This window comes from Gordonia sp. w5E2 (genome assembly GCF_036540975.1).
In the GTDB taxonomy this organism is placed as follows: Bacteria; Actinomycetota; Actinomycetes; order Mycobacteriales; family Mycobacteriaceae; genus Gordonia; species Gordonia jacobaea.
On record NZ_CP144213.1, the window covers coordinates 1,063,436 to 1,086,794 of the forward strand.

At 66.2% G+C, this 23,359-nt stretch carries 22 protein-coding genes; 11 read left to right on the top strand and 11 right to left on the bottom strand.

All coding sequences use genetic code 11. The features are described 5' to 3' along the window. Positions 1-10: 10 nt before the first annotated feature. The 4 genes from RND64_RS04885 to RND64_RS04900 form a co-directional block, all read right to left on the bottom strand. Positions 11-760, bottom strand: coding sequence for an SDR family NAD(P)-dependent oxidoreductase (locus RND64_RS04885; RefSeq protein ID WP_049697820.1), 750 nt, complete (start codon positions 758-760; stop codon positions 11-13). A 33-nt stretch (positions 761-793) separates the two neighbouring features. Continuing rightward, positions 794-1,600, bottom strand: coding sequence for an enoyl-CoA hydratase-related protein (locus RND64_RS04890; protein WP_049697821.1), 807 nt, complete (start codon positions 1,598-1,600; stop codon positions 794-796). Positions 1,601-1,813: 213 nt separating this feature from the next. Next, a complete protein-coding gene (locus RND64_RS04895; protein ID WP_270483335.1) occupies positions 1,814-2,767 on the bottom strand; it encodes an esterase/lipase family protein in 954 nt (317 codons plus the stop codon). 91 nt (positions 2,768-2,858) lie between these two features. After that, a complete protein-coding gene (locus tag RND64_RS04900) occupies positions 2,859-3,107 on the bottom strand; it encodes a DUF2530 domain-containing protein (protein WP_270483333.1) in 249 nt (82 codons plus the stop codon). Positions 3,108-3,380: 273 nt separating this feature from the next. On the opposite strand from RND64_RS04900, the gene RND64_RS04905 reads away from it, so the two are divergent. Together RND64_RS04905 and RND64_RS04910 are read left to right on the top strand one after the other, a co-directional pair. Continuing rightward, complete coding sequence (locus tag RND64_RS04905) at positions 3,381-4,754, top strand: NCS2 family permease (RefSeq protein WP_231894325.1); 1,374 nt, start codon at positions 3,381-3,383, stop codon at positions 4,752-4,754. 98 nt (positions 4,755-4,852) lie between these two features. Beyond that, positions 4,853-5,296: a MarR family winged helix-turn-helix transcriptional regulator gene (locus RND64_RS04910; protein WP_049697824.1), complete on the top strand. Its 444-nt coding sequence runs from the start codon at positions 4,853-4,855 to the stop codon at positions 5,294-5,296. Positions 5,297-5,518: 222 nt separating this feature from the next. Here the strand turns inward: RND64_RS04910 and RND64_RS04915 are convergent, their stop codons facing one another. After that, on the bottom strand, positions 5,519-6,760 hold the full coding sequence (locus tag RND64_RS04915; RefSeq protein WP_270483330.1) for a GNAT family N-acetyltransferase: 1,242 nt from the start codon (positions 6,758-6,760) through the stop codon (positions 5,519-5,521). Between the two features lie 66 nt (positions 6,761-6,826). Between RND64_RS04915 and RND64_RS04920 the strand changes: the two genes are divergently transcribed. Together RND64_RS04920 and RND64_RS04925 are read left to right on the top strand one after the other, a co-directional pair. Beyond that, positions 6,827-7,699 carry a TrmH family RNA methyltransferase gene (locus tag RND64_RS04920; protein ID WP_270483329.1) on the top strand — a complete coding sequence of 291 codons (873 nt, stop codon included), beginning with the start codon at positions 6,827-6,829 and terminating at the stop codon, positions 7,697-7,699. Next, positions 7,696-8,037 (top strand): DUF2537 domain-containing protein, encoded by a 342-nt coding sequence (locus RND64_RS04925; protein WP_270483328.1) that lies wholly within the window; start codon positions 7,696-7,698, stop codon positions 8,035-8,037. Before RND64_RS04920 ends, RND64_RS04925 begins: the two co-directional genes overlap by 4 nt. 42 nt (positions 8,038-8,079) lie before the next feature. Here the strand turns inward: RND64_RS04925 and RND64_RS04930 are convergent, their stop codons facing one another. The 4 genes from RND64_RS04930 to RND64_RS04945 all read right to left on the bottom strand — a co-directional run bounded on the left by RND64_RS04930 (position 8,080) and on the right by RND64_RS04945 (position 12,824). Further along, positions 8,080-9,300, bottom strand: a complete 1,221-nt coding sequence (locus RND64_RS04930) for a DUF6928 family protein (protein ID WP_331436460.1) — start codon at positions 9,298-9,300, stop codon at positions 8,080-8,082. Between the two features lie 12 nt (positions 9,301-9,312). Further along, on the bottom strand, positions 9,313-10,272 hold the full coding sequence (sepH, locus tag RND64_RS04935; protein WP_270483564.1) for a septation protein SepH: 960 nt from the start codon (positions 10,270-10,272) through the stop codon (positions 9,313-9,315). A gap of 207 nt (positions 10,273-10,479) precedes the next feature. After that, positions 10,480-11,625 (bottom strand): phosphoserine transaminase, encoded by a 1,146-nt coding sequence (serC, locus tag RND64_RS04940; protein WP_064870487.1) that lies wholly within the window; start codon positions 11,623-11,625, stop codon positions 10,480-10,482. A gap of 71 nt (positions 11,626-11,696) precedes the next feature. Next, the gene (locus RND64_RS04945; RefSeq protein WP_005206634.1) at positions 11,697-12,824 is read right to left on the bottom strand and encodes a citrate synthase 2; all 1,128 of its coding nucleotides are present in this window, start codon (positions 12,822-12,824) and stop codon (positions 11,697-11,699) included. 185 nt (positions 12,825-13,009) lie between these two features. On the opposite strand from RND64_RS04945, the gene pdxH reads away from it, so the two are divergent. The 6 genes from pdxH (at position 13,010) to RND64_RS04975 (ending at position 19,409) form a co-directional block, all read left to right on the top strand. Next, positions 13,010-13,705, top strand: a complete 696-nt coding sequence (gene pdxH, locus RND64_RS04950) for a pyridoxamine 5'-phosphate oxidase (protein WP_270483563.1) — start codon at positions 13,010-13,012, stop codon at positions 13,703-13,705. 161 nt (positions 13,706-13,866) lie between these two features. After that, the gene (locus RND64_RS04955) at positions 13,867-14,661 is read left to right on the top strand and encodes a hypothetical protein (RefSeq protein ID WP_270483325.1); all 795 of its coding nucleotides are present in this window, start codon (positions 13,867-13,869) and stop codon (positions 14,659-14,661) included. A 65-nt stretch (positions 14,662-14,726) separates the two neighbouring features. Beyond that, a complete protein-coding gene (locus tag RND64_RS04960; protein WP_270483324.1) occupies positions 14,727-16,199 on the top strand; it encodes a hypothetical protein in 1,473 nt (490 codons plus the stop codon). A gap of 5 nt (positions 16,200-16,204) precedes the next feature. Next, a complete protein-coding gene (locus RND64_RS04965) occupies positions 16,205-16,921 on the top strand; it encodes a hypothetical protein (protein ID WP_270483322.1) in 717 nt (238 codons plus the stop codon). Between the two features lie 54 nt (positions 16,922-16,975). After that, positions 16,976-18,268, top strand: a complete 1,293-nt coding sequence (locus tag RND64_RS04970; RefSeq protein ID WP_270483320.1) for an MFS transporter — start codon at positions 16,976-16,978, stop codon at positions 18,266-18,268. Positions 18,269-18,323: 55 nt separating this feature from the next. Next, entirely contained in the window at positions 18,324-19,409 is a 1,086-nt protein-coding gene (locus RND64_RS04975) for an isopenicillin N synthase family dioxygenase (protein WP_039855923.1), read from the top strand. Between the two features lie 47 nt (positions 19,410-19,456). Here the strand turns inward: RND64_RS04975 and RND64_RS04980 are convergent, their stop codons facing one another. After that, on the bottom strand, positions 19,457-19,975 hold the full coding sequence (locus tag RND64_RS04980) for an enoyl-CoA hydratase (RefSeq protein WP_270483317.1): 519 nt from the start codon (positions 19,973-19,975) through the stop codon (positions 19,457-19,459). Positions 19,976-20,288: 313 nt separating this feature from the next. Between RND64_RS04980 and adhP the strand changes: the two genes are divergently transcribed. Then, positions 20,289-21,350 carry an alcohol dehydrogenase AdhP gene (gene adhP, locus RND64_RS04985; protein WP_005206626.1) on the top strand — a complete coding sequence of 354 codons (1,062 nt, stop codon included), beginning with the start codon at positions 20,289-20,291 and terminating at the stop codon, positions 21,348-21,350. A gap of 900 nt (positions 21,351-22,250) precedes the next feature. Here the strand turns inward: adhP and RND64_RS04990 are convergent. Further along, on the bottom strand, positions 22,251-23,327 hold the full coding sequence (locus RND64_RS04990; protein WP_200903209.1) for an oxygenase MpaB family protein: 1,077 nt from the start codon (positions 23,325-23,327) through the stop codon (positions 22,251-22,253). Positions 23,328-23,359: the final 32 nt, after the last annotated feature.

Sequence of the window (23,359 nt, forward strand, 5' to 3'; positions counted from 1 at the left end):
GGGGTTGGCCCTAGCCGGCCATCGTGAGTCCGCCGCTGACGCTGATCACCTGGCCGGTGATGAACGACGCCGCGGGGGAGGCGAAGAACAGGACGGGCGCTGCGACCTCGTCGGGACGGGCGAGTCGTCGGAACGGAATCGCTTTGACGAGGGCCTCTTTGAGCTTGTCGGGCTGAGCCTGGAACAGCGGGGTGTCGGTGGGGCCGGGGCACACGGCGTTCACGGTGATCTGGTGACGCGCCATTTCGCGTGCGAGCGACTTGCTCAAGGCGATCACGCCGCCCTTGGCGCCCGCGTAGATGGATTCGCCTGCGCTGCCGACTCGTCCGGCGTCGGAGGCAAGGTTGATCACCCGGCCGCCCTGCCAGCCTTCGGTTTTCGACGCCTCGACCATTCCCGGCAGGAAGGCGCTCGCCATGTGGACCGGTCCGAGGTAGTTGATAGCGACGACCTTTTCCGCGAATTCGGTGCTCGCATTGAGGAATTGGTCGGTGCGGTCCCATCCTGCGGCGTTGACGAGGATGTCGGCGACCCCGACTTCGGCATTGACGGCGTCGCGCAGCGAGTCAACGGTGGCCCGATCGGCGACGTCGACGGACATCGGCACGATGGCTGCATTCTGCTCAGCGGTGCGCTTGGCGGCGTCGAGGTCGAGATCGGCCGCGACGACCGTGGTGCCCTGCTCGGCGAATGCGAGCGTGATGGCCTTACCGATACCCGATCCTGCGCCGGTGACGACGGCGATGCTGTTGGTGCTCATGGGTTTTGCTCCTATGGTCTGTGGTTGCTGCGGTCAGGCGCCGACGTACTTGTTGAAGTCGGGTGCGCGCTTCTCGGCGAAAGCCGTTGCGCCCTCGAGTCCCTCGGGGGAGTGGGTGAAGAGGTCCAGTGCACTCATCGCGAGATTGGAGAGTCCGGCCTGATGGTCGGAGTCCGCGTTGAAGCTCTGCTTGAGGAAGCGCAGCGTCGTCGGCGACTTCTCGGCGATCTCGGCAGCGACCTTCTTGGCCTCGTCGAGCAGATCTGCCGCCGGGACAACCCAGTTCACCAGGCCCCATCGCTCAGCGGTGGCGGCGTCGTATTGGCGGCACAGGTACCAGATCTCGCGCGCCCGCTTCTCGCCGACGACCCGTGCCAGGTAGGCCGAGCCGAATCCGGCGTCGAATGAGCCGACCTTGGGGCCCGACTGGCCGAAGCGTGCGGTGTCTGCGGCGATGGTCAGGTCGCACAGCACATGCAGCACGTGTCCGCCGCCGATCGCGAGTCCGTTGACCGCCGCGATGACGGGCTTGGGGATGTCGCGGATCACTTTGTGCAGGTTCCCGATCTCGAACATGCCCGACTCCGACGGCCCGTAGTCGCCGGTCTCGGCGCGCTGCTTGACATCGCCACCGGTGCAGAAGGCCTTCTCTCCGGCGCCGGTCAGGATCACGGCCTGCACGTTGCGGTCGGCCCAGGCGCGTCGGAAGGCGTTGATCATCTCCTCGACGGTCTTGGCGCGAAATGCGTTGTAGCGCTGCGGGCGGTTCATCGTGATGACCGCCGTCGGGCCCTCCACGACGTACTCGATGTCTTCGTAGTCGGTGGTGCCGTAGCTCATGTCGCTGCTCCTTCGCGAAGGTGGTCGCCGAGACGGAGTGACTCGGACTTCATAGTGAATGAACGTACATTCACTCTCTTGGACGTGTCAAGGGTCACAGAGGAGTGGATTGTCGTTCGCGCAGGTCTGCGCCCGTCGACTGGGCGCTTCCTTCCGTCGACTGGGCGCTTCCTCCCGTCGACTGGGCGCTACGTCACGTCGACTGGGTGCTACCTAGTACGCGCCGCCGCTGAGCGGTGCGGCTCGATCGCACGGCACCGGGCGGGGGTGTGCGGGGTCGAGTGCGTTCAGGACGAAGTATGCGGTACGGCGCGAGCCCGCGATGCCCGCGTGTTCGGTGTAATCGACCGGGCAGCCGTCCTGGACGACGATGTTGCGCACGTTGGAGCCACCCGGCGGCAGGCCGAGCGTGTACGGGACGACGGCCTCGTCGTAGCGGGTTGCGATGTTGGTGTAGCTGATCTCGGGGTAGTAGTAGCCGCCCGCCGCGATCTTGCGCATCACGTCCGAGCTGGGGTCGAGCTCGGCGCATCCCTGGCAGAGCGGGGTCTGTGCCGCGGAGATGCCGAGCTTGCGGACCGTCGGCAGGATCTGGTCGGCTCCGGCCACCGTTGAACCACGCCACGCCGGGGCGATTGATACGTGCTTGTCGATCTTGCCCCGTCCGCCAAGGTATTTCGCGTAGTACGCGGGCACGACGGTGCCCTGCGAATGTCCGACGACGTCGACCTTCGATGCGCCCGTTGCCGCGAGGACCTTGTCGACGAAACGTCCGAATTGTGCTGCGCTGTCTTCGATCAGTCCCATTCCGCCGACGGTGGGACCGGGCCACGGCAGCTCATCGAGCGCCCCGTAGGTGAGCGCGAAGACGCAGTAGCCCTCGTTCTTCAGCAGCGGAACGTATGTGCCCCAATTGGTTTGCTGCGATCCGCCCGTTCCGTGTGCGAGCACCACGGGGTAGGGATGTTTCGACGTCGGGCGGCAGGAGAAGTCGTTGGAGCCCGGGAGCGATCCGCCATGCTTGGCCAACTCCGGCGCGATTCCCGAGAAGAAGTTGAACGTCACCGGCAGAGGAGCCGCCGACGCGGTGCCCGCAGTCGTCGTCCCGGCGAGCAAGGCGAGTGCTGCCGCGACCGTAACCAGTAGTGAGAATCCCCGAATCCGCATGAACACTGAACCTAGCAAGTGCTTGGTGAGCGTGGGTGCGTTGCGTCGAAACCGTGTTCTCGATGCCCCGCCGTCGGCTCGGCGGTCGGGCTCAGTCGAGACCGCGTTGCGCGGTCCGGTCGCCGCGTCGAGACGCGGCGCGCTGGAGGAGGAAGACTCCCGTGCCCGCTACGCCGACGGCGAGACCGACAAGACACACAGCCAGCGTGCGGCCGCCGCCCCATCCGGTGGCCCACACGACGATGGTCGCCACCAGCCACGCGATCATGCCGACGACGATCACCGGCTCGGGCGTCCGCAGCGCTTGCGGCAATTGGGGGATCTCGGGTTCATCGGCCACGGAGGACAGGGTAACTTCCCCCTTGTGACAAGCGATCCCTCGAGTGATCCGACACAGCCATCGAACTCCGACGCCCAGTCGGCGGAACCGAGCGCCCAGTCGGCGGAACCGAGCGCACAGTCGGCGGAACCGAGCGCCCAGTCGGCGGAACCGAGCGCCCAGTCGGCGGAACCGAGCGCCCAGTCGGCGCAACCGGCGGTACCGACGCGGCGGTTCGGGGCCGTCGACCGCTTCTTCAAGGTCAGTGAACGCGGTTCGACGCTGAGCCGAGAGATGCGCGGCGGGTTGGTGACGTTCTTCACGATGGCTTACATCGTGGTGCTCAACCCGATCATCATCGGCGGCATACCGGGCGAGTCCAAGAACGCAGACGTCCTCGGCAACGTGCTGCCCATCGCGCAGGTCGCGGCTGTCACGGCGCTCGTCGCGGGTGTCATGTCGATCATCTTCGGCTTGGTCGCCAACTATCCGTTCGCCATCGCCACCGGTCTGGGCATCAACAGCCTGCTGGCGGTGACCATCGTTCCCGAGGTCACCTGGCCCGAGGCGATGGGGCTGGTTGTAGTCGACGGCATCATCATCGTCATCCTGGCGATCACCGGATTCCGCACCGCGGTGTTCAATGCTGTTCCCGCAGAGCTGAAAGCAGCGATCGCAGCGGGTATCGGCTGCTTCGTGGCGTTCATCGGATTTGTCGACGCCGGGTTCGTCCGACGTATCCCCGACGCCGCGGGCACCACCACGCCCGTCCAGCTCGGCTTCGGCAACTCGATCACCACGGTCCCGACGCTCATCTTCGTGATCGGCGTCCTGCTCATGGGTGCGTTGATGGTGATGAAGGTGCCGGGTGGTCTGCTCCTGGGCATCATCATCACGACGATCATCTCGATCATCCTGGAGTCGACGCTGCATCTCGGCTCGGGCGCCGAGAAACAGGGCGGCTGGTCGCTGTCGGTGCCCAAGATCCCCGACTCGGCAGGCGGACTGCCCGATCTGAGTCTCGTCGGCAACGTCGACCTCTTCGGCGCCTTCACACGTATCGGTGTGCTCGCGGCCTGTGTGTTCGTCTTTGCGCTGGTGCTGTCGAACTTCTTCGACGCGATGGGCACGATGACCGGCCTCGGCCGCGAAGCCGGACTCGCCGACGACAAGGGCAATCTGCCCGGCGTCGGTAAGGCGCTGGTCGTCGAGGGCACGGGTGCGATCGTGGGCGGTGTGGCGTCGTCGTCGTCGAACACGGTTTTCGTCGAGTCGGCGTCGGGCATCGCCGAAGGTGCCCGAACGGGTCTGGCCAACATCGTGACCGGTGGACTGTTCATCGTGGCGATGTTCCTGACGCCGCTGTACGAGGTCATCCCGTCCGAGGCTGTCGCGCCGGCACTGGTCATCGTCGGTGCGCTGATGATGGGTCAGGTGACCCGTATCGACTTCACGAAGTTCGAGTACGCACTCCCGGTGTTCCTGACGATCGTCACCATGCCGTTCACCTACTCGATCGCCAACGGCATCGGCGTCGGATTCATCAGTTGGGTGGTGATGGCCGCAGCGGCGGGCAAGGCGCGTAAGGTGCACCCGTTGATGTGGGCGATCGCGATCGTCTTCGCCCTCTACTTCGCGCGCGAACCCATCTCCAACCTGATCAGTTGACCAGAAAAACGGGCAATTCGGGCCGATGTCGTCCGTTCGAGTTGTGAAAACGGTCGGTCAGTACTGCAAATGCTGTGCGGCAAACTAATGTAAAGCCCGTGAGTACACCGACCGACGACGGTTTATCGGGTGCCCTGGCGCTAGCGATTGTGCGCTTGGCGCGGCGACTGCGCCTACGTAGGCAGAACCAACTCGTATCTTTGACCCAGTTGTCGGCCTTGTCGACGCTACACATCGAGGGCGCGATGACGCCGGGCGCGCTGGCGGCCGCCGAGCGGGTCAAGCCGCCGTCGATGACGCGCGTCCTGGCATCGCTGTCCGATCTCGGCATGATCGAGCGCGCGCCGCACCCCACCGACGGGCGTCAGGCGATCGTGACGCTCGCACCCGCAGGCGAGGAGGTGATCGTCGCCGAGCACGCCGCCCGACGCGCCTGGCTGTCAGACCAGATCGACGCCTTGACCGACGACGAGCGCGCCACCCTGCGCAGCGCCCTGCCGGTCCTCGCCAAACTCATCAGCGAAACCGACGAGCCAAACTGAGCGTGCCGCCCCGACCCTCCCGGGTCGAGCGGCCCCCTCGCTGATCGAGCCGGCCCTTCGCTGATCGAGCGCCCCGCCCGCTGATCGAGCTTGTCGAGATCACCCGCTGATCGAGCCGAACCCTCGCTGATCGAGCGCCCCACCCGCTGATCGAGCCGACCCTTCGCTGATCGAGCGCCCCGGCCGCTGATCGAGCTTGTCGAGATCACCCGCCCGTCGAGATTAGAAGAACGTCCCCGAGAACGGTGCGCGGTCGGCGGCGAACGCCTGGGTGAGCGCGAGCAGCGTGTCGTCGGAGTCTGTCCACAGGCGTCCCGCGCTCGCGAACAGCGACGGCTGCACCCCGCCGAGGAACAAGCTCGACAGCACGGAAATATCCATGCGCACAGTCGGTTTCGACGTCGACGGCGCCACGATCGCGCCACCGTTGCGCACCGATACGTCGAAGACCCCCGCCCGCTCCCGGTAGCCGTCGGTGACCTCGAGCACAATGTCGAGGTCGGCGGAGTAGGTGCGCGTGCTGAGCGCGGCGGGAACGTCGAGAATCGACACCCACATCTCGTCGGAGCGTCCGGTGGTCGGCGCGGACCGTAGGTCGGTGAGTTTCGCGCGCAGCGGGTCGTCGACCGGGATCGACGCCGTCAGCGACGGCACCAGGTCGAGTCCGAGTAGTACCCGCCAGAGCTCGGTGTGCGCGTCGTCGGTGATCGCGAAGAGTTCTTCCACCTCGCCGCGGACCTGGCCTGCAGAGCTCTTGTGGATGCGATAGCTCGCGTAGCCGTCGGGGTGCAGCAGGTAGTGCAGGCCGCTGGCGGCCGGGGGACGTTCCGACGGACGGTCGGCGAGTATCGGAGCCCACCACTGCGGGGTCCGCGCGAGCGCGCCCGGGCGTGTGCGCGCCCAGCGCTCGTGGATGTCGGGGATCGTCGCGGCGACCTGCTGCGGGTTCGCGAAGTAGACCTCGGGGTGGTCGGGGGCCTCTGCCCGCAACGTCGGACGGCCTGGGGTCACCTCGACGGTCTCGGAGAAGCATGCGGGGCCGAACCCGAACCGCTCGTAAATGGTCCCCTCCGACGCCGTGAGGATCGCGAACGCGAAACCCTCGCGCTCCCACTGGGTGAACAACTCGGTGATCATCCGACGCAGAATGCCTCGTCGACGATGCGTCGACGCGACCGACACCCAGGAAAGACCGGCCGCAGGAACCTGTGTCCCGCCGGGAACCGTCATCTGCATCCGATAGAACATCGACACCCCGACAAGCGGGCGGTCGTCGTGCCAGGAGTCCCGAACGAGTACGACGTCGTCGTCGGAGACCTTCCCGCGGAGATCCGCGCGCTCGTCGTCGGAAATAGGGTTTCGCATCGCGAACGCGCGCGCATCCGTGGTGATGATCTCGTCCCAGTCGGCGTCCGTGGCCCGTCCCAGGTCGAGTGTGCTGCTGCGATTGTCCGGTGATCTCACTCCTCAACCGTGTCACATGGGTGGGCAGGAGAAGCAATTCGGACTGCTTACGGCAGACTGGACCGCGTGTCCGAGCCTGTTTCAGCCCAACCTCTGGCAGTCGACGTCATCGACATCGACGACCCCGACGACCTGCGCGTCGACGACTTCCGCGACCTCAACTCCGTCGACCGCCGCCCCGACCTGCCGACGCTGCCGGGCGGTCGACCGGGCAAGGGGCTCGTGATCGCTGAGGGCGTTCTGGTGGCTCAACGCATGATCGCGTCGCGGTTCACCCCGCACGCCTTCCTGGGCGTCGACAAGCGACTCACCGAGCTGTCCGACGACCTGCGGAACCCCAGCCTGTCCGGGGTGCCGTTCTACCGCGCGAGCGCCGAGGTGATGGCCGAGATCGTCGGATTCCATCTCAACAGGGGAGTCCTGGGCGTCGCGCGCAGACCAGCCGCGTTGGAGGTCGACGACGTGCTCGCGACCGCCACGACCATCGCCGTGCTCGAGGGTGTCAACGACCACGAGAACATCGGCAGCATCTTCCGCAACGCAGCGGGCCTCGGCGTCGACGCGGTCCTGTTCGGTGCGGGCTGCGCCGATCCGCTGTATCGACGCTGCGTACGCGTGTCGATGGGCCACGCGCTTCTCGTGCCGCATGCGCGGTTCGACGACTGGCGCGGCGCCCTCGACCTCCTCGCCGATCACGGCTTCACGACGGTCGCGCTCACCCCACGCGAGTCAGCGGTCCCGCTCGCCGACGCGGTCTCGGCCGACAAGGTGGCCGTACTCGTCGGAGCAGAAGGTCCCGGCCTCAGCGAGACCGCCATCCGCGGCTCCCACGTCGCGGCACGCATTCCGATGAGCAGGGGCACGGATTCGCTCAACGTCGCGACCGCTGCGGCAATCGCCTTTTACGAGCGCGTCCGATCAGGGACGATAGACCGGTGAGCCTCGCCGAGTTCGACACCGCCCACGCGTCGACGGCCGGCCCCTATCGCCGCGAACCGACGCCATGGGCGAGCGGACTCTTCGTCGCGACGACGTGCGCGATCTACTGCTCGCTGCTGCTCGTCGGCCTCTACACGCTCGTCGCCGACATCACGCCGTGGTCGGTGGCGGCTCGCTGGATCGGGGTTGCTGTTGCGATGCTCGTCGCGGGAGGACTCGGCTGGACCCTGTGGCCACTGCGCGACCGACCCGTCTGGCGGTGGATCGTGTGGGGCTCGCTGATCGGATTTCTCGCAGGCGTCGGCTCATCGATCGCCCTGGCGCTACTGAATCCCTGATCCACCCGGCGAAGACCTAGCCGACGAACCAGCTCGAGCTGCCTACTTGTCGGCGCCGAAGCCGAAGTACCGCGCGACGCGGCGCGTCCAGCCCGCCGACTCGTCGACGTATTCGCCGTTGGTGGGGAGTTCTGCTTCGACGCTCCCCGGCTCGCCGTAACTCCCCGGCTCGTCGAAATTCGCTGCCTCGCCGGCGTTCACCGACGGAACCGGCGCCGTGACCGCGTCCTCGACGGCCGCGGCTGCTGGTGCATCACGCAGCTCGGACTCGACCACCGGCCGACTCTCCTCTGACCGACCCGCCCCGGACTCGACCACTTCGGCTTCCACCACCTCGGTGTCGACGATCCGGGCGTCCGCGGCGTCAGCGTCGACCACGGGCTCGCCCGGCCCATCGGCCACCGGCGGCGCTGCGATCGGGATGCCGACGGCTGGTGTGTTCCCGGGAACCGGGGCAGGCGGAGCGTCGACGGGATGCTGCGCTGCGGCCTCGGCCTGCAGGGCCTGCTCGCGCGCGCTCGCCGCGGCCGCGGTTGCAGCAGCAGTTGCGGCGGCGGCCGTGGCGCTGGCCTCTCGGTAGCGCTCGTCGTCGGCCTCGGTCGGCTCGTAGTCTGCGGGCCTGATGGCGAAGCCGGTGACGGGAATCGTCAGCGGTTCAAGATCGCTCGGCGCGAGGGGCCGGGTGAACCGGAAACCCAACCACTCCCGATTGCCCTGCTCGGCGAGTTGCTGCGGATGGAACGGCAACGCCAGCGGATCGGGTGCCACGCCGGGGGCGTACCGCAGCGGATGCTCGCCTCCCCAGAAAGGCTTCTCGAAGGGGTACGGCAGGCCGTCGTCCTCAATGATGCTGACGGGGTCGGCGGCAAACGAACGTCGAAGTGTTCCGTCTTCCCACCGGGCGAAAACGCCTGTCGCAGAGTCGGGTTCGGTGTAGAGCAGGACTGCGGCGGCGCTCTCGGGGATCGACGCCGCGGTGCGGATGGTCTCGACGGTGCGCGTCAGCGTCGACGGCTTAGACGTCGCGAAGAGCGAACACGACACCACGGTCAGCGGGCCGTAGAAACCCGCGTACACCTGCGAACTGTCCGAGTCCATCGCCGCGGCGAGGTTGGTGTCGACGGACGGGACGAGAACGCTGTCGCCATAGATGGCCGATGCCAACTTCTTGGCCGCGTCGACGTCGTTGGTGACGCCGGATCGGAGTACGTCGACGGGAGTGTCGGTGTCGATGAACCACAGTGTGACTGCGCGCGCGGACATGGAGGCCGGTGCTCAGCTGTTCCCGTTGCTGCGCACACCGAGCAGCACGTCTTCCCAGGCGGGCACGGCAGGCTTGCGCGACTTACGACGACGATGCTCCGTCGGCTTGTCGTCGGTGCTCGACGTCGAGGTGTCGGAGCTCGTCGACGCGTCCTGAGTGCCGCGCTCGGAGTCCGTAAGCGGAGCTTCGTCGACGACGGTCGGCTCCTGTGCGGCGTCGTCATCGATGCCGAAGTCGAGGGTGTACGTGTCGTGTTCGACCCGCACCTCGACGTGCCGCGAACGCTGGGCCCCGATCAACGCGTTGGCGTCGAAGGTGACTTCCTCGTGGTCGTCGTCGGCGGGGGTGATCGTCGGCGTACTCACCGGGATGAGGCGACGTCGCGGTTCGATCGTCTCGGGGTGGATGAGCTCCTCGGCGAGATCGTCGAGCGGAACCGCGGTCCCGCCGTGCGAGCCGGGAGAAAAGCGCCAGTGCGCATGATGCTCGGTATGTCCGACCTGCCAGTTGACCTGAACGACCCACTGTCCGTCGTCGCCCTTCCAGGCGTCCCAGGTCGCTTCGTTGGGGTTCTGGCCATACGCGGCGAGTCCCTCGGTGACCGTGTCGCCGAGCGTTTCGGTCGACGGTCCGTCGTGGCGAACGGGGTGGGCGAGTGCGCCGAGTTCGGTCGCGCGCTGACGTTCGAGCAGCACCGGGTGGGCGAAGCGCTCGATCTTGTCCTTCGGCACTCCGGCGACGGCCGCGACCTCCTCGACACTCGCGCCCGCACGGATGCGGGACTGGATTTCTCGGGGGCGCAGCGACGATTCCATTTCAATCTCGATCTGTCCGAGGCGGGAGAGGTCACCGCGGGCGGCCGCGCGGAGCCGCTCGTCGGCGTCGAGCTTGAAACGCTCACCGGAGTCGGTGTCCTGGCAGATGACATGCGAGCCGTCGACGTCGACGCCGACGACCCGAAGTTCACGCATCATCTGCTCCTCCTCTGGTGGCCATGAGTGCGGGCATTGTCGTCAGGTTAGACCACAGATCCGCGTGAGACGGTCGGGACACGCGGCAAATCCGCAGGTCGAACCCAAACATGCGGCCCTGCAAGCGCCAGACGCGGCCCGAACTGGTAGACGCGGTCGGTGTACCAACCGCGTCTGCCGACTCGAGCCGCGTCTGTGCGGAAAACGTCAGAGCTTGCCGACGACGTAGTCGATCGCGGCGGTCAGGGTGCTGACATCGTCGGGCTCGATCGCCGGGAACATGCCGATGCGGAGCTGGTTACGGCCGAGCTTGCGGTACGGCTCGGTGTCGACGATCCCATTGGCGCGCAGCACCTTTGCGACCTGCGCGGCGTCGACGTCGTCGGTGAAGTCGATCGTTCCGACGACCTGACTGCGCAGCGCGGGGTCGGCGACGAACGGCGTCGCGAACTCGCTGGCCTCGGCCCATGAGTACAGGCGCGAACTCGAGTCGGCCGTACGCGCGACGCACCAGTCGAGTCCGCCGTTGCCCAGCATCCACTGGATCTGGTTGTCGAAGAGCAACAGCGTCGCGAGTGCGGGCGTGTTGTACGTCTGGTTCTTCGCGCTGTTGTCGACGGCCGTCGGCAGCGACAGGAACTCCGGGCACCAGCGATCGGTGTGGGCGATCTGGTCGACGCGCTCGAGGGCAGCGGGACTCATCACCGCGATCCACAGGCCGCCGTCGGAGGCGAAGCACTTCTGTGGTGCGAAGTAGTAGACGTCGGTGTCGGCGATGTCGACCGGCAGGCCGCCTGCGCCCGACGTTGCGTCGATGGCGATCAACGCGTCGTCGGAACCCGCGGGACGGACGACGGGCACAGCAACACCGGTCGACGTCTCGTTGTGGGCCCACCCGATGAGGTCGACGCCGCCGAAGTCGTCGACGGTCAGTGCCGCCGGATCAGGTGCGGTTCCCGGATCGGTGGAGATCACGGCGGGGGAGTCGAGGAACGGCGCCTTCTTGGCGACCGTCGCGAACTTGGAGCTGAACTCGCCGTAGGTCAGGTGCAGCGAACGCTGCTTGATCAGGCCGAACGCGGCCGCATCCCAGAATGCAGTGGTGCCGCCGTTGGAGAGCACCACCTCGTAGCCCTCGGGCAGCGAGAACAGGTCGGCGAGACCCGCGCGGATCGAGCCGACGACGTTCTTCACCGGCGCCTGGCGGTGGGAGGTACCCATCACCGATGCTCCGATGTCGACCAGGGACTGTAGTTGCTCGGGGCGCACCTTCGACGGTCCGCAGCCGAACCGGCCGTCGGAGGGCAGCAGCTCTGCGGGGATGGTGATGGATTCGATGGCGACGTCGCTCATGCCCGCAATTCTAGGGATGTGGCGCCGACCACTGCGTTCCGCCCCTCCCTGCGTGCTTACAACCCCGGTGCTTACAACCCCGGTTTGACGACGTCGCCCCACCCCTCGACGTCCTCGGGTCGACGCGGCGCGGGTCCGGTGTAGAGCGCCGCGGGGCGGACCAGCTTGCCGAGCTGCTTCTGCTCGAGAATGTGCGCGCACCAGCCGGCGGTGCGCCCGCAGGTGAACATCGCCGGCATCATGTGGGGTGGTACCTCGGCGAAGTCGAGGATGACTGCCGCCCAGAATTCGACGTTGGTCTCGATGGCCCGATCCGGACGTCGCTCGCGCAGTTCTGTCAGCGCGGCCTGCTCGAGTGCGGCGGCCACCTCGTAGCGCGGGACGTCGAGTTCCGATGCGGTGCGGCGCAATACGCGTGCTCGCGGGTCCTCGGCACGGTACACGCGGTGCCCGAAGCCCATCAGCTTCTCTTTGCGGTCGAGGATTCCCCTGACCAAACCTCTTGCGTCACCGGTCTTTTCGACCTCTTCGATCATCGGCAACACCCGCGCCGGTGCGCCGCCGTGTAGCGGTCCCGACATCGCTCCGATGGCTCCCGAGAGCGACGCCGCGACGTCGGCTCCGGTGGACGCGATCACCCGCGCAGTGAAGGTCGACGCGTTGAGTCCATGCTCGGCTGCACTCACCCAGTAGGCGTCGATCGCCGCGATGTGTTTCGGGTCGGGTTCGCCCTTCCACCGCGTCATGAATCGGGCGGTGACTGTCGGGCATTCGTCGATAATCCGTTGCGGCACTGCGGGTTGGTGGATGCCGCGTGCCGATTGCGCGACGTACGAGAGCGCCATCACCGACGCGCGCGCGAGGTTGGCGCGTGCGGTGGCGTCGTCGATGTCGAGCAGTGGCTGGTAGCCCCAGATGGGGGCCAGCATGGCCAGCGCGGCCTGTACGTCGACGCGGACATCGCCGGTGTGGATGGGCAGCGGGAATGGTTCGGCGGGCGGTAGTCCGTCGCCGAACCGGCCGTCGACGAGTAGGGCCCACACATCGGCGAAGGTGACGGCGTTCTCGACCAGATCCTCGATGTCGACACCGCGATAGCGCAGGTTACCGCCGTTCTTGTCCGGTTCGGCGATCTCGGTCGTGAAGGCGACGACGCCCTCGAGTCCCGGTACGAAGTCGTCGGGAATGCTGTTCGCCACAGGGGCCACCTCTCTCCACGCAACACCGTGGGAAGTGCGCGGCGCGGGGCTGCGGCGCCACCCCAGCACTCTAGGTCACTCCAGCAGGTGCGGCACAGCGGGACGCCCCTCCCAATGGGCGGTGACGGGTCGGGTCGGGGAGTACCGTCGGCGTCGTGGACAACGACCCCATCGACCTGCCCGGTATGCGCGTCGGTTACGGCGGCGGCATCCCACCCAACGTCGGCGACGGCGATCGAGCGGCTGGGGCGGACGGGGTGCGGGACAATCTCGATCCGAGCTGGCTCGACGGTGAGCCGCCGTGGCTCGAACTGTTCACGGTGTGGTTGCGCGAAGCCGTTGCCGCGCGCATCCCCGAACCCAATGCGATGGTGCTCGGAACAGTCGACGTGAACGGACTTCCGGCCACACGGACCGTGCTGTGCAAGGGAGTCGACGCCGGGGGCGTCGTGTTCTTCACCGGGTACGAGTCGGACAAGGGACACGACCTCGCCGCCAACCCTTTTGCCGCCGTGACCTTTCCATGGATCGCATTGGAACGACAGGTTCACTTTCGCGGGCCTGTGACCAAGGTCAGCGACGCCGAGACGCAGGCGTATTGGAACAACCGCCCGCGCGGCTCTCAATTGTCGGGTTACGCGTCGGAACAGTCACGCGAGATCGGTAGCCGTGCCGAGCTCGAAGCCAAGGCCGCGTCGGTCGCCGAGCAGTTCGGCGGATTCGACGACGGCGATCCCGTACCTACGCCGTCGAATTGGGGTGGGTACCGAATCGAACCGGTCTTCGTCGAGTTCTGGCAGGGCCGAGCCAACCGACTGCACAACCGGGTGCGGTTGACCATGATCGACGGCTGCTGGCGGGCGGCTCGGTTGCAGCCGTAGAGCTTTCGCCGACGTCACAGGGGCGGGAGCCAAGCGGGCGGTACGACGAGACCCATCTGCCGGTCCACAGGGGACCGTGTTTTCGTGACCAAGTTCTTCGCATGCGTTAAGCTTCGCGGCAGCATGTTCGGGGAGTGATTGCGACAGTTGGGGAGGGCTGGTTGAGCGAGAGCGATCTCGAGCAGTGGTTTGCCGACCTCCCGCCGTGGCCTACCTCGGGTACGACTCCGATGCACGAACTCGCGCGCGAGTCGTCGAGTGTGTTGGTGGCCTCGAAAGTCGCCGGTTCGGATACCGCTTCGTCGGGCGAGGAATCCGGGTCAGCCTCTCCCTCGCAGGAGCTCGACGCCTTCCTCACTTCCCAGGCCGAACGCTTGCGCGAGGACACTCGCCAGAAGCGAGAGAACGCGGCAGGTCCGCGCACCTGGCACAAGAGGCGAGGAACACTCGTCGGCGCGGGAGCGGGGATCCTCGTAATCGCGGCGATCGCAACTGTTCTCGGTGTCGCTCTATCGGGGTCCGACGAACGCGAGTCGACCACTGCGCGGCCGTCGGCAGTCGGTCCGACAGAGAGCACCGCCGCGTCTATCACATGCCCTGCGAGCGTGAATGGTGCCGTGACCACGGGAGCTGGTGCGGGAGACCAGAGTTCGGGCCCCAACGTGATCAAGGCGTTCAACTATGCGTATTACGTCGACAAAAACGCTCAGAAAGCCAAAGCTGTGACGACGCCGAACGCGGTCGCTGCTGTCGATGTCATGCAGAAGTTCATCGACCAACGCGGCGTCGGCACCAGTCACTGCCTCTCGATCACTGATCGCGGGAACAACTCCTATGGTGTGACGCTCACCGAGACTCCGCCGAATGGCGGGGCGCCGATCGTCTACCAGCAGACCATCAGTACTGTGCAGGCCGGTGGCAAGTACTGGATCACTTCGATCAAGTCTGAAAACTGATTTTCAACGCCACTATCGGGGTTCTCGGCCTCAGGTCGAGAAGTAATGAGGGGGACAACGCGACGATGACACGATCAGCCAAGAACCGGACTCGCGAAGCAGCATTGGACGTACGCCGACCTTCGATGAAGACGGCGGTCACCTCTGCGGTTCTCGTCGCCTCCATCGCGACTGCGTTGGGTGCCGGTTCGGCGGCAGCTGTGGAACAGGGCGGAACGAACCCCAACGATTCCGCGCCGCAGCAGGGTGGCACCGCGCCGACCGATACCGCTCCCCAACAGGGCGGTACGGCTCCGACGCCGGCGCCCGAACCATCCGCGCCGATCAACGTCCCCGGTGCTGGTTCGATCCCGGCCCCGCCCCAAGAAGCTCCTTACCAGCCGTACACCGCTGCCCCGCAGTATGAGGAGTCGGGCTACACCGACCCCGGCTACAGCACGTACTACAGCCCCGTACCCGACGCGCCGCTCCAGGCGCCGAAGCCCGTTGCGCCGGTGCGTCCGATTGCGCCGCCGCCCAACAAGATTCGCGTCGGAAACTTCGTGACCGACATCCCCGACGGCATGTCGGACAAGGATGTCAACTCCATCAACGCGTGGTCGGCCTACGGTGAGGCCAAGATCGCCCAGAACCTGATCTCCCTCGGCGTGCCGAAGGACAAAGCGTCGCGTCAGGCCGCGGCCACGATCATCGGCGTGGCCATCGGTGGTACCGCAGGTGCTGCCGCCGGTGTCATTCCCGGAGCGCTTGTCGGCGTGCTCCCGGGCGCAGCGGTCGGTGCGGGCGTCGGTGCCGGTGTCGGCGCCGTTGCCCTGACCCCGGTTTCGGTGCCCGGCGTGGGAACACTCTCGGGGGGCGCCGTCGGCGCTCTCATCGGCCTCCCGATCGGCATGGCAGGCGGAGCGGCAGCAGGCGCTGTCGGCGGAGCCGCCCTCGGCGCGACGATCGGCGGCACCATCGGTGGCATCGCCGCGTACACGCTCGGCGCAGGCGATCCGGGCGCGCACCCGCAGGAGCCCTGGAAGCTCGACGAGAACGGAAATCCCAAGCAGCCCAAGCACGCCAAGCCTGAGCCGGTCGATCCCAGCATCAACCAGTTCGAGCTCTCGGTTCCCGCGGAGTCTGCCGCCAAGCAGGGCCTGCCCGGCGTCGACTACGTGGTCAACTACCGCGGCGATGTCAACGTGAAGGTTGGCAACCAGACCACGAAGTGGTCGGCTGAGCAAGCACAGGCGCCGTACAAGGCTCTCGGGCCGCTCGGCGCTGCGCTCGAGAAGCACTTCCGCGAGCTGACCAAGCAGATGACGGGCAGTCTCGACGCCCAGGTTCCCGGCTCCGAGGTCAACTGGCCCCAGGAGGCTGTGGGTCGCCACGCACTGCCCGACGATGCAGCGGCAACGGAAGGCGTTGCGGCACAGTCGACTCCGGTGGCAGCGACCGTCGACGCCCCGGCGGACGCGACCAAGACAGACGCATCTCAGTCCGAAGAAGCAGCACCCGCCGTCGCCAAGGTGGGTCGGCACGCAGCAGGCCGCTGATCGACATGTCCGACACCAGCGTGCAGGGAGCAACTCAACAGGCGGCCGCGATGCCAGACGCGGTCGTCGTGGTGGGCTCTGCCGGTGGGGTCGGAACGTCGGTGATCTCAGCACTTCTCGCTGAATATCGAGCGGCGACGACGCTCGGCGCCGCGTCGTGGTGGGTTGACGCATCGGGCAACGACTGCGATATCGAGTTGCGGCTACAGGGACGTGGCGACCCGTCGTTGCTGCGAAGCGAACTCGGTACCGGCCTCCACCTCGCCGCCGAAGGAGCATCGGTGGTCGACACGGTCGAGGAAGTCTGGGGCAACGGCGCCGTGCCGGTCGTCGACGCCGGTGCGCGTCTACTCACATCACTTGCCGATCTCACCGGCGACGTATTGGTCGACAAGGTCACGCCGGTGATCGTGCTCGGTGTACGGCCTGATCTCCTCAACCGGGCGCGCCCGTTCTTGTCCGAGTGGCACAAGGCGGGCGTACTCGAACGGTCCGTCGTCGTGATCAACAACCCCGTTCCGCTGCCGAATCAGGCGTCGCTCCGGACACTGCTGATCGACACCGTCGGCGCGAACGTGGCTGCCGTCGTCGGATTCGACTACGAGCCGGTGCTCGGCAGCGGGCTGGCAATGGGCCGTGTTGCGCAGGAGAAGTTCCTCCCGGCGACATGGGTGTCGTTGCAGGCCCTCGCGCGGGCGACGCAGGGCCCGGTCGCCCAGTAGGTAATACGCCAACGGGATTCACTCGCTGGTAGTACGTGTCGCTAAACTGCTTCGGTGCCCCGTCTGCTCGCCGATACGACGCCTCTGCGCAATATTTACTTCCGGCGTCTCTGGGTGGCGAACATCGTCACCGTCATCGGTGCTCAACTGACGATCGTCGCGGTACCGGCCCAGATCTACACCATCACAGGCAGTTCCGCGTATGTGGGACTCACCGGACTCTTCGGTTTGGTGCCGCTCGTCATCTTCGGTCTGTGGGGCGGGGCGCTCGCAGACGTGCTGGATCGTCGAATCTTGTTGATCTGCACCACGATCGGGCTGATCGCGTGCAGTGCGGCATTCTGGGCACAGTCGGCCTTCGGTGTCGGAAATGTCTGGATTATCCTGTCGCTGTTCGCAATTCAGCAGGCATTCTTCGCGGTCAACCAGCCCACGCGTACGGCGGTTCTGCCGAGGCTGCTTCCCGACGAGGAACTCCCTGCCGCGCTGTCGTTGAATATGACGGTCATGCAGGCCGGCGCGATAGCGGGTCCACTCGTCGGTGGCGCGTTGATCCCGATACTCGGGTATCCGCTCCTCTATCTCCTCGACACCATCTTCCTCGTACCGACGCTCGCAGCGGTCGTGATGTTGCCCGCGCTCCGACCGCTCAGTGGCGACGCGCCCAAGGTTCCAGGGCTGCGCTCGGTCATCGACGGTCTGCGCTATCTCGGGGCGCACAAGATCCTGATGGTGTCGTTCGTGGTCGACCTCATTGCCATGATCTTCGGCATGCCGCGGGCGCTGTTTCCGCAGATGGCCCACGAGAATTTCGGTGGGCCGATCGACGGCGGCTGGGCGTTTGCGCTGTTGTTCGCATCAATCCCTGCCGGTGCCGTCATCGGTGGTGTCTTCTCCGGATGGGTGAGCCGCGTCCAACGGCAAGGTCTGGCTGTCATTGTGTGCGTCATCATTTGGGGCGTCGCGATCGCCGGTGCGGGTATCGCGGTGGGATTTGCACATGGTCGCGCAATGCCGTGGCTCCCGGTTGCCCTGGTGCTGCTGATGGTCGGTGGTGCCGCCGACATGGCGTCGGCGGCATTCCGTCAGTCGATCCTGTTGGCCGCGGCCAACGACGACGTGCGCGGTCGACTGCAGGGCGTGTTCATCGTCGTCGTCGCCGGTGGTCCGCGAATCGCCGACGTCGTACATGGGGCGGTGGCGGTGTCGATCGGCGTCGCACTCACCACGACCGGTGGTGGTGTGCTCGTCGTGATCGGCACCGTCCTTGCCGCGCTTGTGGTTCCGGCATTCGTGCGATACCGCATCGGGCGCACCATCACCGAGCGGGCCGAAGGGCAGGGCTGAGCGTCGAGATCGTCGACGATGCCCTGACCAGCGGATCAGAGATTTCGATGCCAAGATGGAGCGCATGACTGTCACCGTCGGGGAATCGCGCAGCGGCTTTCGTGTCCCGCTCATCGACATCACGCCGTATATCGCGGGCGGTAGCGCCGCCGACAAAGCCGTCGTCGCCGCGCAGATCGACGACGCCGCCAGTTCGGTGGGCTTCATGCAGATTGTGGGGCACGAGATTCCATCGGCCGTGATCGACGAGTTCACCGCGGTGCTCGACGATTTCTTCGCACTACCCCTCGACCAGAAGAAGGCGTATCGCACCCCGCCGGAGATCAATCGCGGGTACGCGCCGCCGAAGTCCGAATCACTCTCGTTGTCGCTCGGCGTCGAATCAGCGAATCGCATGAACGACTTCTTCGAGGCATACAACGTCGGCGTCGAAGCCAAGGAGTACCCGGATCTCGAGCTCCCCGACGACCAGTACGCCGACAACACCTGGCCGCAGGTCGACCACTTCGAGGCCGCGGTGTCGACATACTTTGCCGAGGCTCGACGGGTCGCGCACACCCTGACCAAGATCTTCGCCGACGCCCTGGACCTCCCGCCCGACTTCTTCGACGGCTACACCGACCACTCACTCGACGTGCTGCGCATGAACAACTACGCGCTGCCGCCCGGCGAGGTTGAGCTCGACGGCGAGCTGACGGGCATGGGGGAGCACACCGACTACGGCATCGTCACCGTGCTCTGGGCCGACCAGGTGCGCGGTCTGCAGGTGCTCGACGGCAACGGACAGTGGCACGACGTCGCTCCCGAGGACGGGGCATTACTGATCAACCTCGGTGATCTGATGGCCCGCTGGACCAATGAGCGCTGGATGTCGACGCTGCATCGGGTCAAGCCGCCGATCGTCGACGGGAGTATCGAACGCCGACGCTCCGCCGCCTACTTTCACGACGGCAACATCGACGCGACGATCTCCACACTTCCGTCGTGCGTCGGCGCCGGAAGCCGGTACTCGCCGATCACGGTGGGCGAGCACATCGGTGCGAAACTCGCCGGATCACGTGCAGGACAAGCAAATCCGTACGCCAAACGTGAAGCTGCCCGAGTCCAGCGTGCGATGCAGCGGGGACTCGGGCAGCAGTAGATCGCTCACGGCCGGTGTCCGGTGGTCAAGGGCCGCGGTCGGACTCGTCAGGGAACGATCACCCAGCCGCCGAACCCGTAGCCCTGAAGAACTCGTACCGGAGTGTTCAGTGCGTACGCACCGATCATCACCTGGACGGCGCCCGAGCCCGTACGCAGTTCGAGCGACTGGGTCTCGCCCGGTTTGCGCCCGAACGTAGCGCGCAAAAACTTCTCCTGCGGAATCAATGAAGCACCGTTGCTGAGCATGATGAGCGAGCTGCACCGCGGATTCCGTGCCCACCCGGCACCGTTGCCGGTGAAGCCGAACGAGGTCAGTGTCGCCTTGAGCACGCCGCGCTTGGGAGAGGTCAACGTGACATGGACAGAGCCACGACAGTAGTCATGGTCGCCGAAGAAGCCGAAATTGTCGCCGGTGCTCGTGTAGTGGGGCAACGGTCGGGGCGCCGGCGCCGCTTCCGCCACACCTCCGCCGATCCCGATGCCCAGAGCTGCCGACGCTGCGACAGCGACCCCGGCGACGAGCCGACGACTCTTACTGCGGAACTTTGACCCGAAAACGGGCATGTACGCACCTGATCCTTGGGTTTGGGCGTCGTGGACGCATGGGTGATCGTTCATTTGCGCAAACAAATTAGCACGACGTTCCGTGGCTTGGGTCACAGGTTTCGGGGCGGCAGAACTGTAACGAACCGCGCGGCGTCGAGCGCATCGCTGATATAACGGCAGTGAGGGCACGTGTGTCGGGGAGGGTCGGTGGAACGTCGCCGGAGCCGAGGACCTGGGCGTCATGCGGAACCTTTGGGGCGGAAAAGGACGATACGGCAGATGCCACCGCGTCCGAACGTCGAGACGTGCAAAGACCGTGCAGGAGAGCACAATGACCACATCCTCGCAAACCCCTTCGACGATGCGCGCAGCCGTCGTCCATGACTTCACCAAGCCCCTGACAGTCGATTCGATCGACGTTCCGACCCCCACTGGAAACGAGGCGCTGGTGCGCGTCGACTACACCGGTGTCTGTCACACCGATCTCCATGCGGCACATGGTGATTGGCCCGTGAAGCCAGAGCCGCCCTTTGTGCCGGGCCACGAGGGAGTCGGGACAGTCGTTGCCGTGGGCGACGACGTCACCCGTATCAAGGTGGGCGACGTCGTCGGAAATGCGTGGCTGTGGAGTGCCTGCGGTGAATGCGAATGGTGCGAAACCGGTTGGGAGACACTGTGTCCCAACCAGAAGAACGGTGGGTACTCGGTCGACGGTTCGTTCGGCCGCTACATGCTCGTCGACTCACGCTACTGTCCCATCATTCCGTCAGGTGCCGATCTCGCCGCCGTCGGCCCGATCCTGTGCGCGGGCGTCACCGTCTACAAGGGTCTGAAGTGCACCGACACCAAACCCGGTGAGTGGGTGCTGATTTCCGGTATCGGCGGACTCGGGCACATCGCGGTGCAGTACGCGATCGCGATGGGTCGTCGGGTGGCGGCGTTCGATGTCGACGACGAGAAGCTCGAACTCGCCCGCCATCACGGCGCCGAGATCACGGTCAATGCCGCGACGTCCGCCGACCCGGGCGCCGAACTGCAGGAAGCCACGGGTGGTGGCGTTCACGGCGCACTCGTCACCGCGGTCAACAAGCACGCGTTTCCACAGGCGATCAGCGCGCTGCGTCGCGGTGGGACCGTCGTCCTGGTCGGTCTTCCGCCCGATCAGTTCCCGCTCGACATCTTCAGCACGGTGCTGCTCGGGTTGACTGTGCGCGGCTCGATCGTCGGAACCCGCAAGGACATGAGCGAGGCTCTCGATTTCTACGCGCGGGGCAAGATCACGCCCACCTACTCGGTACGCAGCCTGACCGATATCAACGCAGTGTTCGACGAGATGGAGCACGGCAAGATCGAAGGCCGCGTCGTGATGGATATGGCCAAGGACGCCGGCTGAGCGGCGTTGCTTGGAACGGCTCCGGCCACCGCGCAACGTGTTCGACGCGTTGCGGGCGCACCCGTATCGAGAGTGTGTGTCGTATCGGAAGATGTGGGTGCTGCAGCACACAGATCCTTCGATTCGACACACATCTAGCCCGGCCGGGATGCTGGGCGATGTATACGGGTGGCAGGGTCTGGCTCGAGCCGGGGTGCGTACACAATCGTGACGTGAGCGGGGCGCCGAGGAGATTATTGTCTTGGCGTCGCGCTGACGACCGAGTTGTGTACGCGCGCTAGGGGTGTGGCGACTCAGTGGGCGTCGGGCAAGGTGCCGCACGGGCCCGACGAGCGGTCCCGGGTACGACAGCGAAACCGCGGCCCCGCTGGTCGAGCGGGCGCGAGCGCAGCGAGCACCCGAGTCGAGACCACTGCGCCCGGGGAGTGATCTCGACAGGCTCGATCAGCGGGACGGGGCTCGATCAGCGGGACGGGGCTCGATTTGCGGGACGGGGCGCGATCAGCGGGACAGCGCGGCCCCGAGGGCGTATCGCCAAATGTGTGCCGTATTGAAAGATGTGGGTGCTGCAGCACACAGATCCTTCGATTCGACACACATCTAGCCCGGCCGGGATGCTGCCGTGCATACGGGTCGCAAGGTCTGGCTCGAGCCGGGGTGCGTACACAATCGTGACGTCAGCGGGGCGCCGAGGAGATTATTGTCTTGGCGTCGCGCTGACGACCGAGTTGTGTACGCGCGCTGCGGGTGATCTCGACAGGCTCGATCAGCGGGACGGGGCTCGATCAGCGGGATGAGGCTCGATCAGCGGGATGGGGCTCGATCAGCGGGGCGCCCCGCTGGTCGAGCGGGCGCGAGCGCAGCGAGCACCCGAGTCGAGACCACTGCGCGTCGCAACGGTTAGTCGGCGGGGGTGACCCTGCCCGGATAGGTTGAGGTGCGCGCCGCGTGGACGGGGCAGTAGTGCATCGACTTGCCGCGTTCGGATTCTGGCGGCAGGTTGCGCGACGGCGTCTCGACGAGCGGTGCGTCGGCGGGAACCCGCCCGTTCACGCGGTCCCACGCATCGCGTGCACGGGGATGCCGCCACGGTCGCCGGGGCAGCAACCGATGGAACACGAGGTTGTAGGTCTTGCCGAGGAGACGGAACAGCTTCTCGTCCCGGTCGGTCCAGGGCAGTGCCATCATTTCGCGGATCGGTTCGTCGTAGAACCCCGTGGTGAGCCAGATGAAGTTGCGGGCGACCACCGGAGCGATGACGCGACGCCAGAGCGCGGTCGGGATGAACGAGAGATAGGGAGGCGGGGGAAGCGTCGAGATGTCGAGAACTGTGCGCACCGACTCGTGGTCGCGAAGTACATTGCGGCACATGTGGTCCCAGTATTCGAGGAAGTCCTCGTAGGTCTCGGGTACCGGCCGCATACTCACGCCGTACATGGCGTACCAGTTCTTCGATTCTTCGAAGAGCTGTCGCTTCTGGTCTTCGGTCAACCACGGGCCGAACCTCTCGCAGAGGCGCACGTTGCCGTACCAAAACGTGGCGTGCGCCCAGTAGAAGACGTCGGGGTCGAGGGCGTGGTACCGCGAACCGTCGGGCATGGTGCCCTTGATCTCGCGGTGGTAATCGCGCACTTCTTTGCCGGTCTCGAAGCCCCAGTACTCGTCGAAGACGACTCCGCCGATCGGATACAGCGACCGCATGAGGCGTTGCCAGCGTTCGCCGAAGAAGTCGGAGTGATCCCAGACGGCCTGCCCGAGCTTGGGGTGCATGTTCTGAATCGACCCGGCCCAGAGGCTCTGGATCATTCCGGTCCAGGTTCCCCACACCTGCCACGTCAGGGAGTCGGGGCCAAGCGGCGGGTACTCGACATGCGGGTACTCGGCACGACGCGGGGTGTCGGTCGTCGCAGCCTCACGTTCGACGGCGTCGGGTGTTTCGGGTGACGAGCTCGACGAGTTGACTGTGACTTGCGTCATGAGACGAAACCCTAGGTGCGTCTCACGGTGCT

What these genes read in the sequence shown, in the direction of transcription:
- RND64_RS04885 (WP_049697820.1), bottom strand. Translation starts at nt 760, where the DNA reads ATGAGCACCAACAGCATCGCCGTCGTCACCGGCGCAGGATCGGGTATC.
- RND64_RS04890 (WP_049697821.1), bottom strand. Translation starts at nt 1,600, where the DNA reads ATGAGCTACGGCACCACCGACTACGAAGACATCGAGTACGTCGTGGAG.
- RND64_RS04895 (WP_270483335.1), bottom strand. Translation starts at nt 2,767, where the DNA reads ATGCGGATTCGGGGATTCTCACTACTGGTTACGGTCGCGGCAGCACTC.
- RND64_RS04905 (WP_231894325.1), top strand. Translation starts at nt 3,381, where the DNA reads ATGCGCGGCGGGTTGGTGACGTTCTTCACGATGGCTTACATCGTGGTG.
- RND64_RS04930 (WP_331436460.1), bottom strand. Translation starts at nt 9,300, where the DNA reads ATGTCCGCGCGCGCAGTCACACTGTGGTTCATCGACACCGACACTCCC.
- sepH (WP_270483564.1), bottom strand. Translation starts at nt 10,272, where the DNA reads ATGCGTGAACTTCGGGTCGTCGGCGTCGACGTCGACGGCTCGCATGTC.
- serC (WP_064870487.1), bottom strand. Translation starts at nt 11,625, where the DNA reads ATGAGCGACGTCGCCATCGAATCCATCACCATCCCCGCAGAGCTGCTG.
- pdxH (WP_270483563.1), top strand. Translation starts at nt 13,010, where the DNA reads ATGCGCGTCGGTTACGGCGGCGGCATCCCACCCAACGTCGGCGACGGC.
- RND64_RS04960 (WP_270483324.1), top strand. Translation starts at nt 14,727, where the DNA reads ATGACACGATCAGCCAAGAACCGGACTCGCGAAGCAGCATTGGACGTA.
- RND64_RS04965 (WP_270483322.1), top strand. Translation starts at nt 16,205, where the DNA reads ATGTCCGACACCAGCGTGCAGGGAGCAACTCAACAGGCGGCCGCGATG.
- RND64_RS04975 (WP_039855923.1), top strand. Translation starts at nt 18,324, where the DNA reads ATGGAGCGCATGACTGTCACCGTCGGGGAATCGCGCAGCGGCTTTCGT.
- RND64_RS04980 (WP_270483317.1), bottom strand. Translation starts at nt 19,975, where the DNA reads ATGCCCGTTTTCGGGTCAAAGTTCCGCAGTAAGAGTCGTCGGCTCGTC.
- adhP (WP_005206626.1), top strand. Translation starts at nt 20,289, where the DNA reads ATGACCACATCCTCGCAAACCCCTTCGACGATGCGCGCAGCCGTCGTC.
- RND64_RS04990 (WP_200903209.1), bottom strand. Translation starts at nt 23,327, where the DNA reads ATGACGCAAGTCACAGTCAACTCGTCGAGCTCGTCACCCGAAACACCC.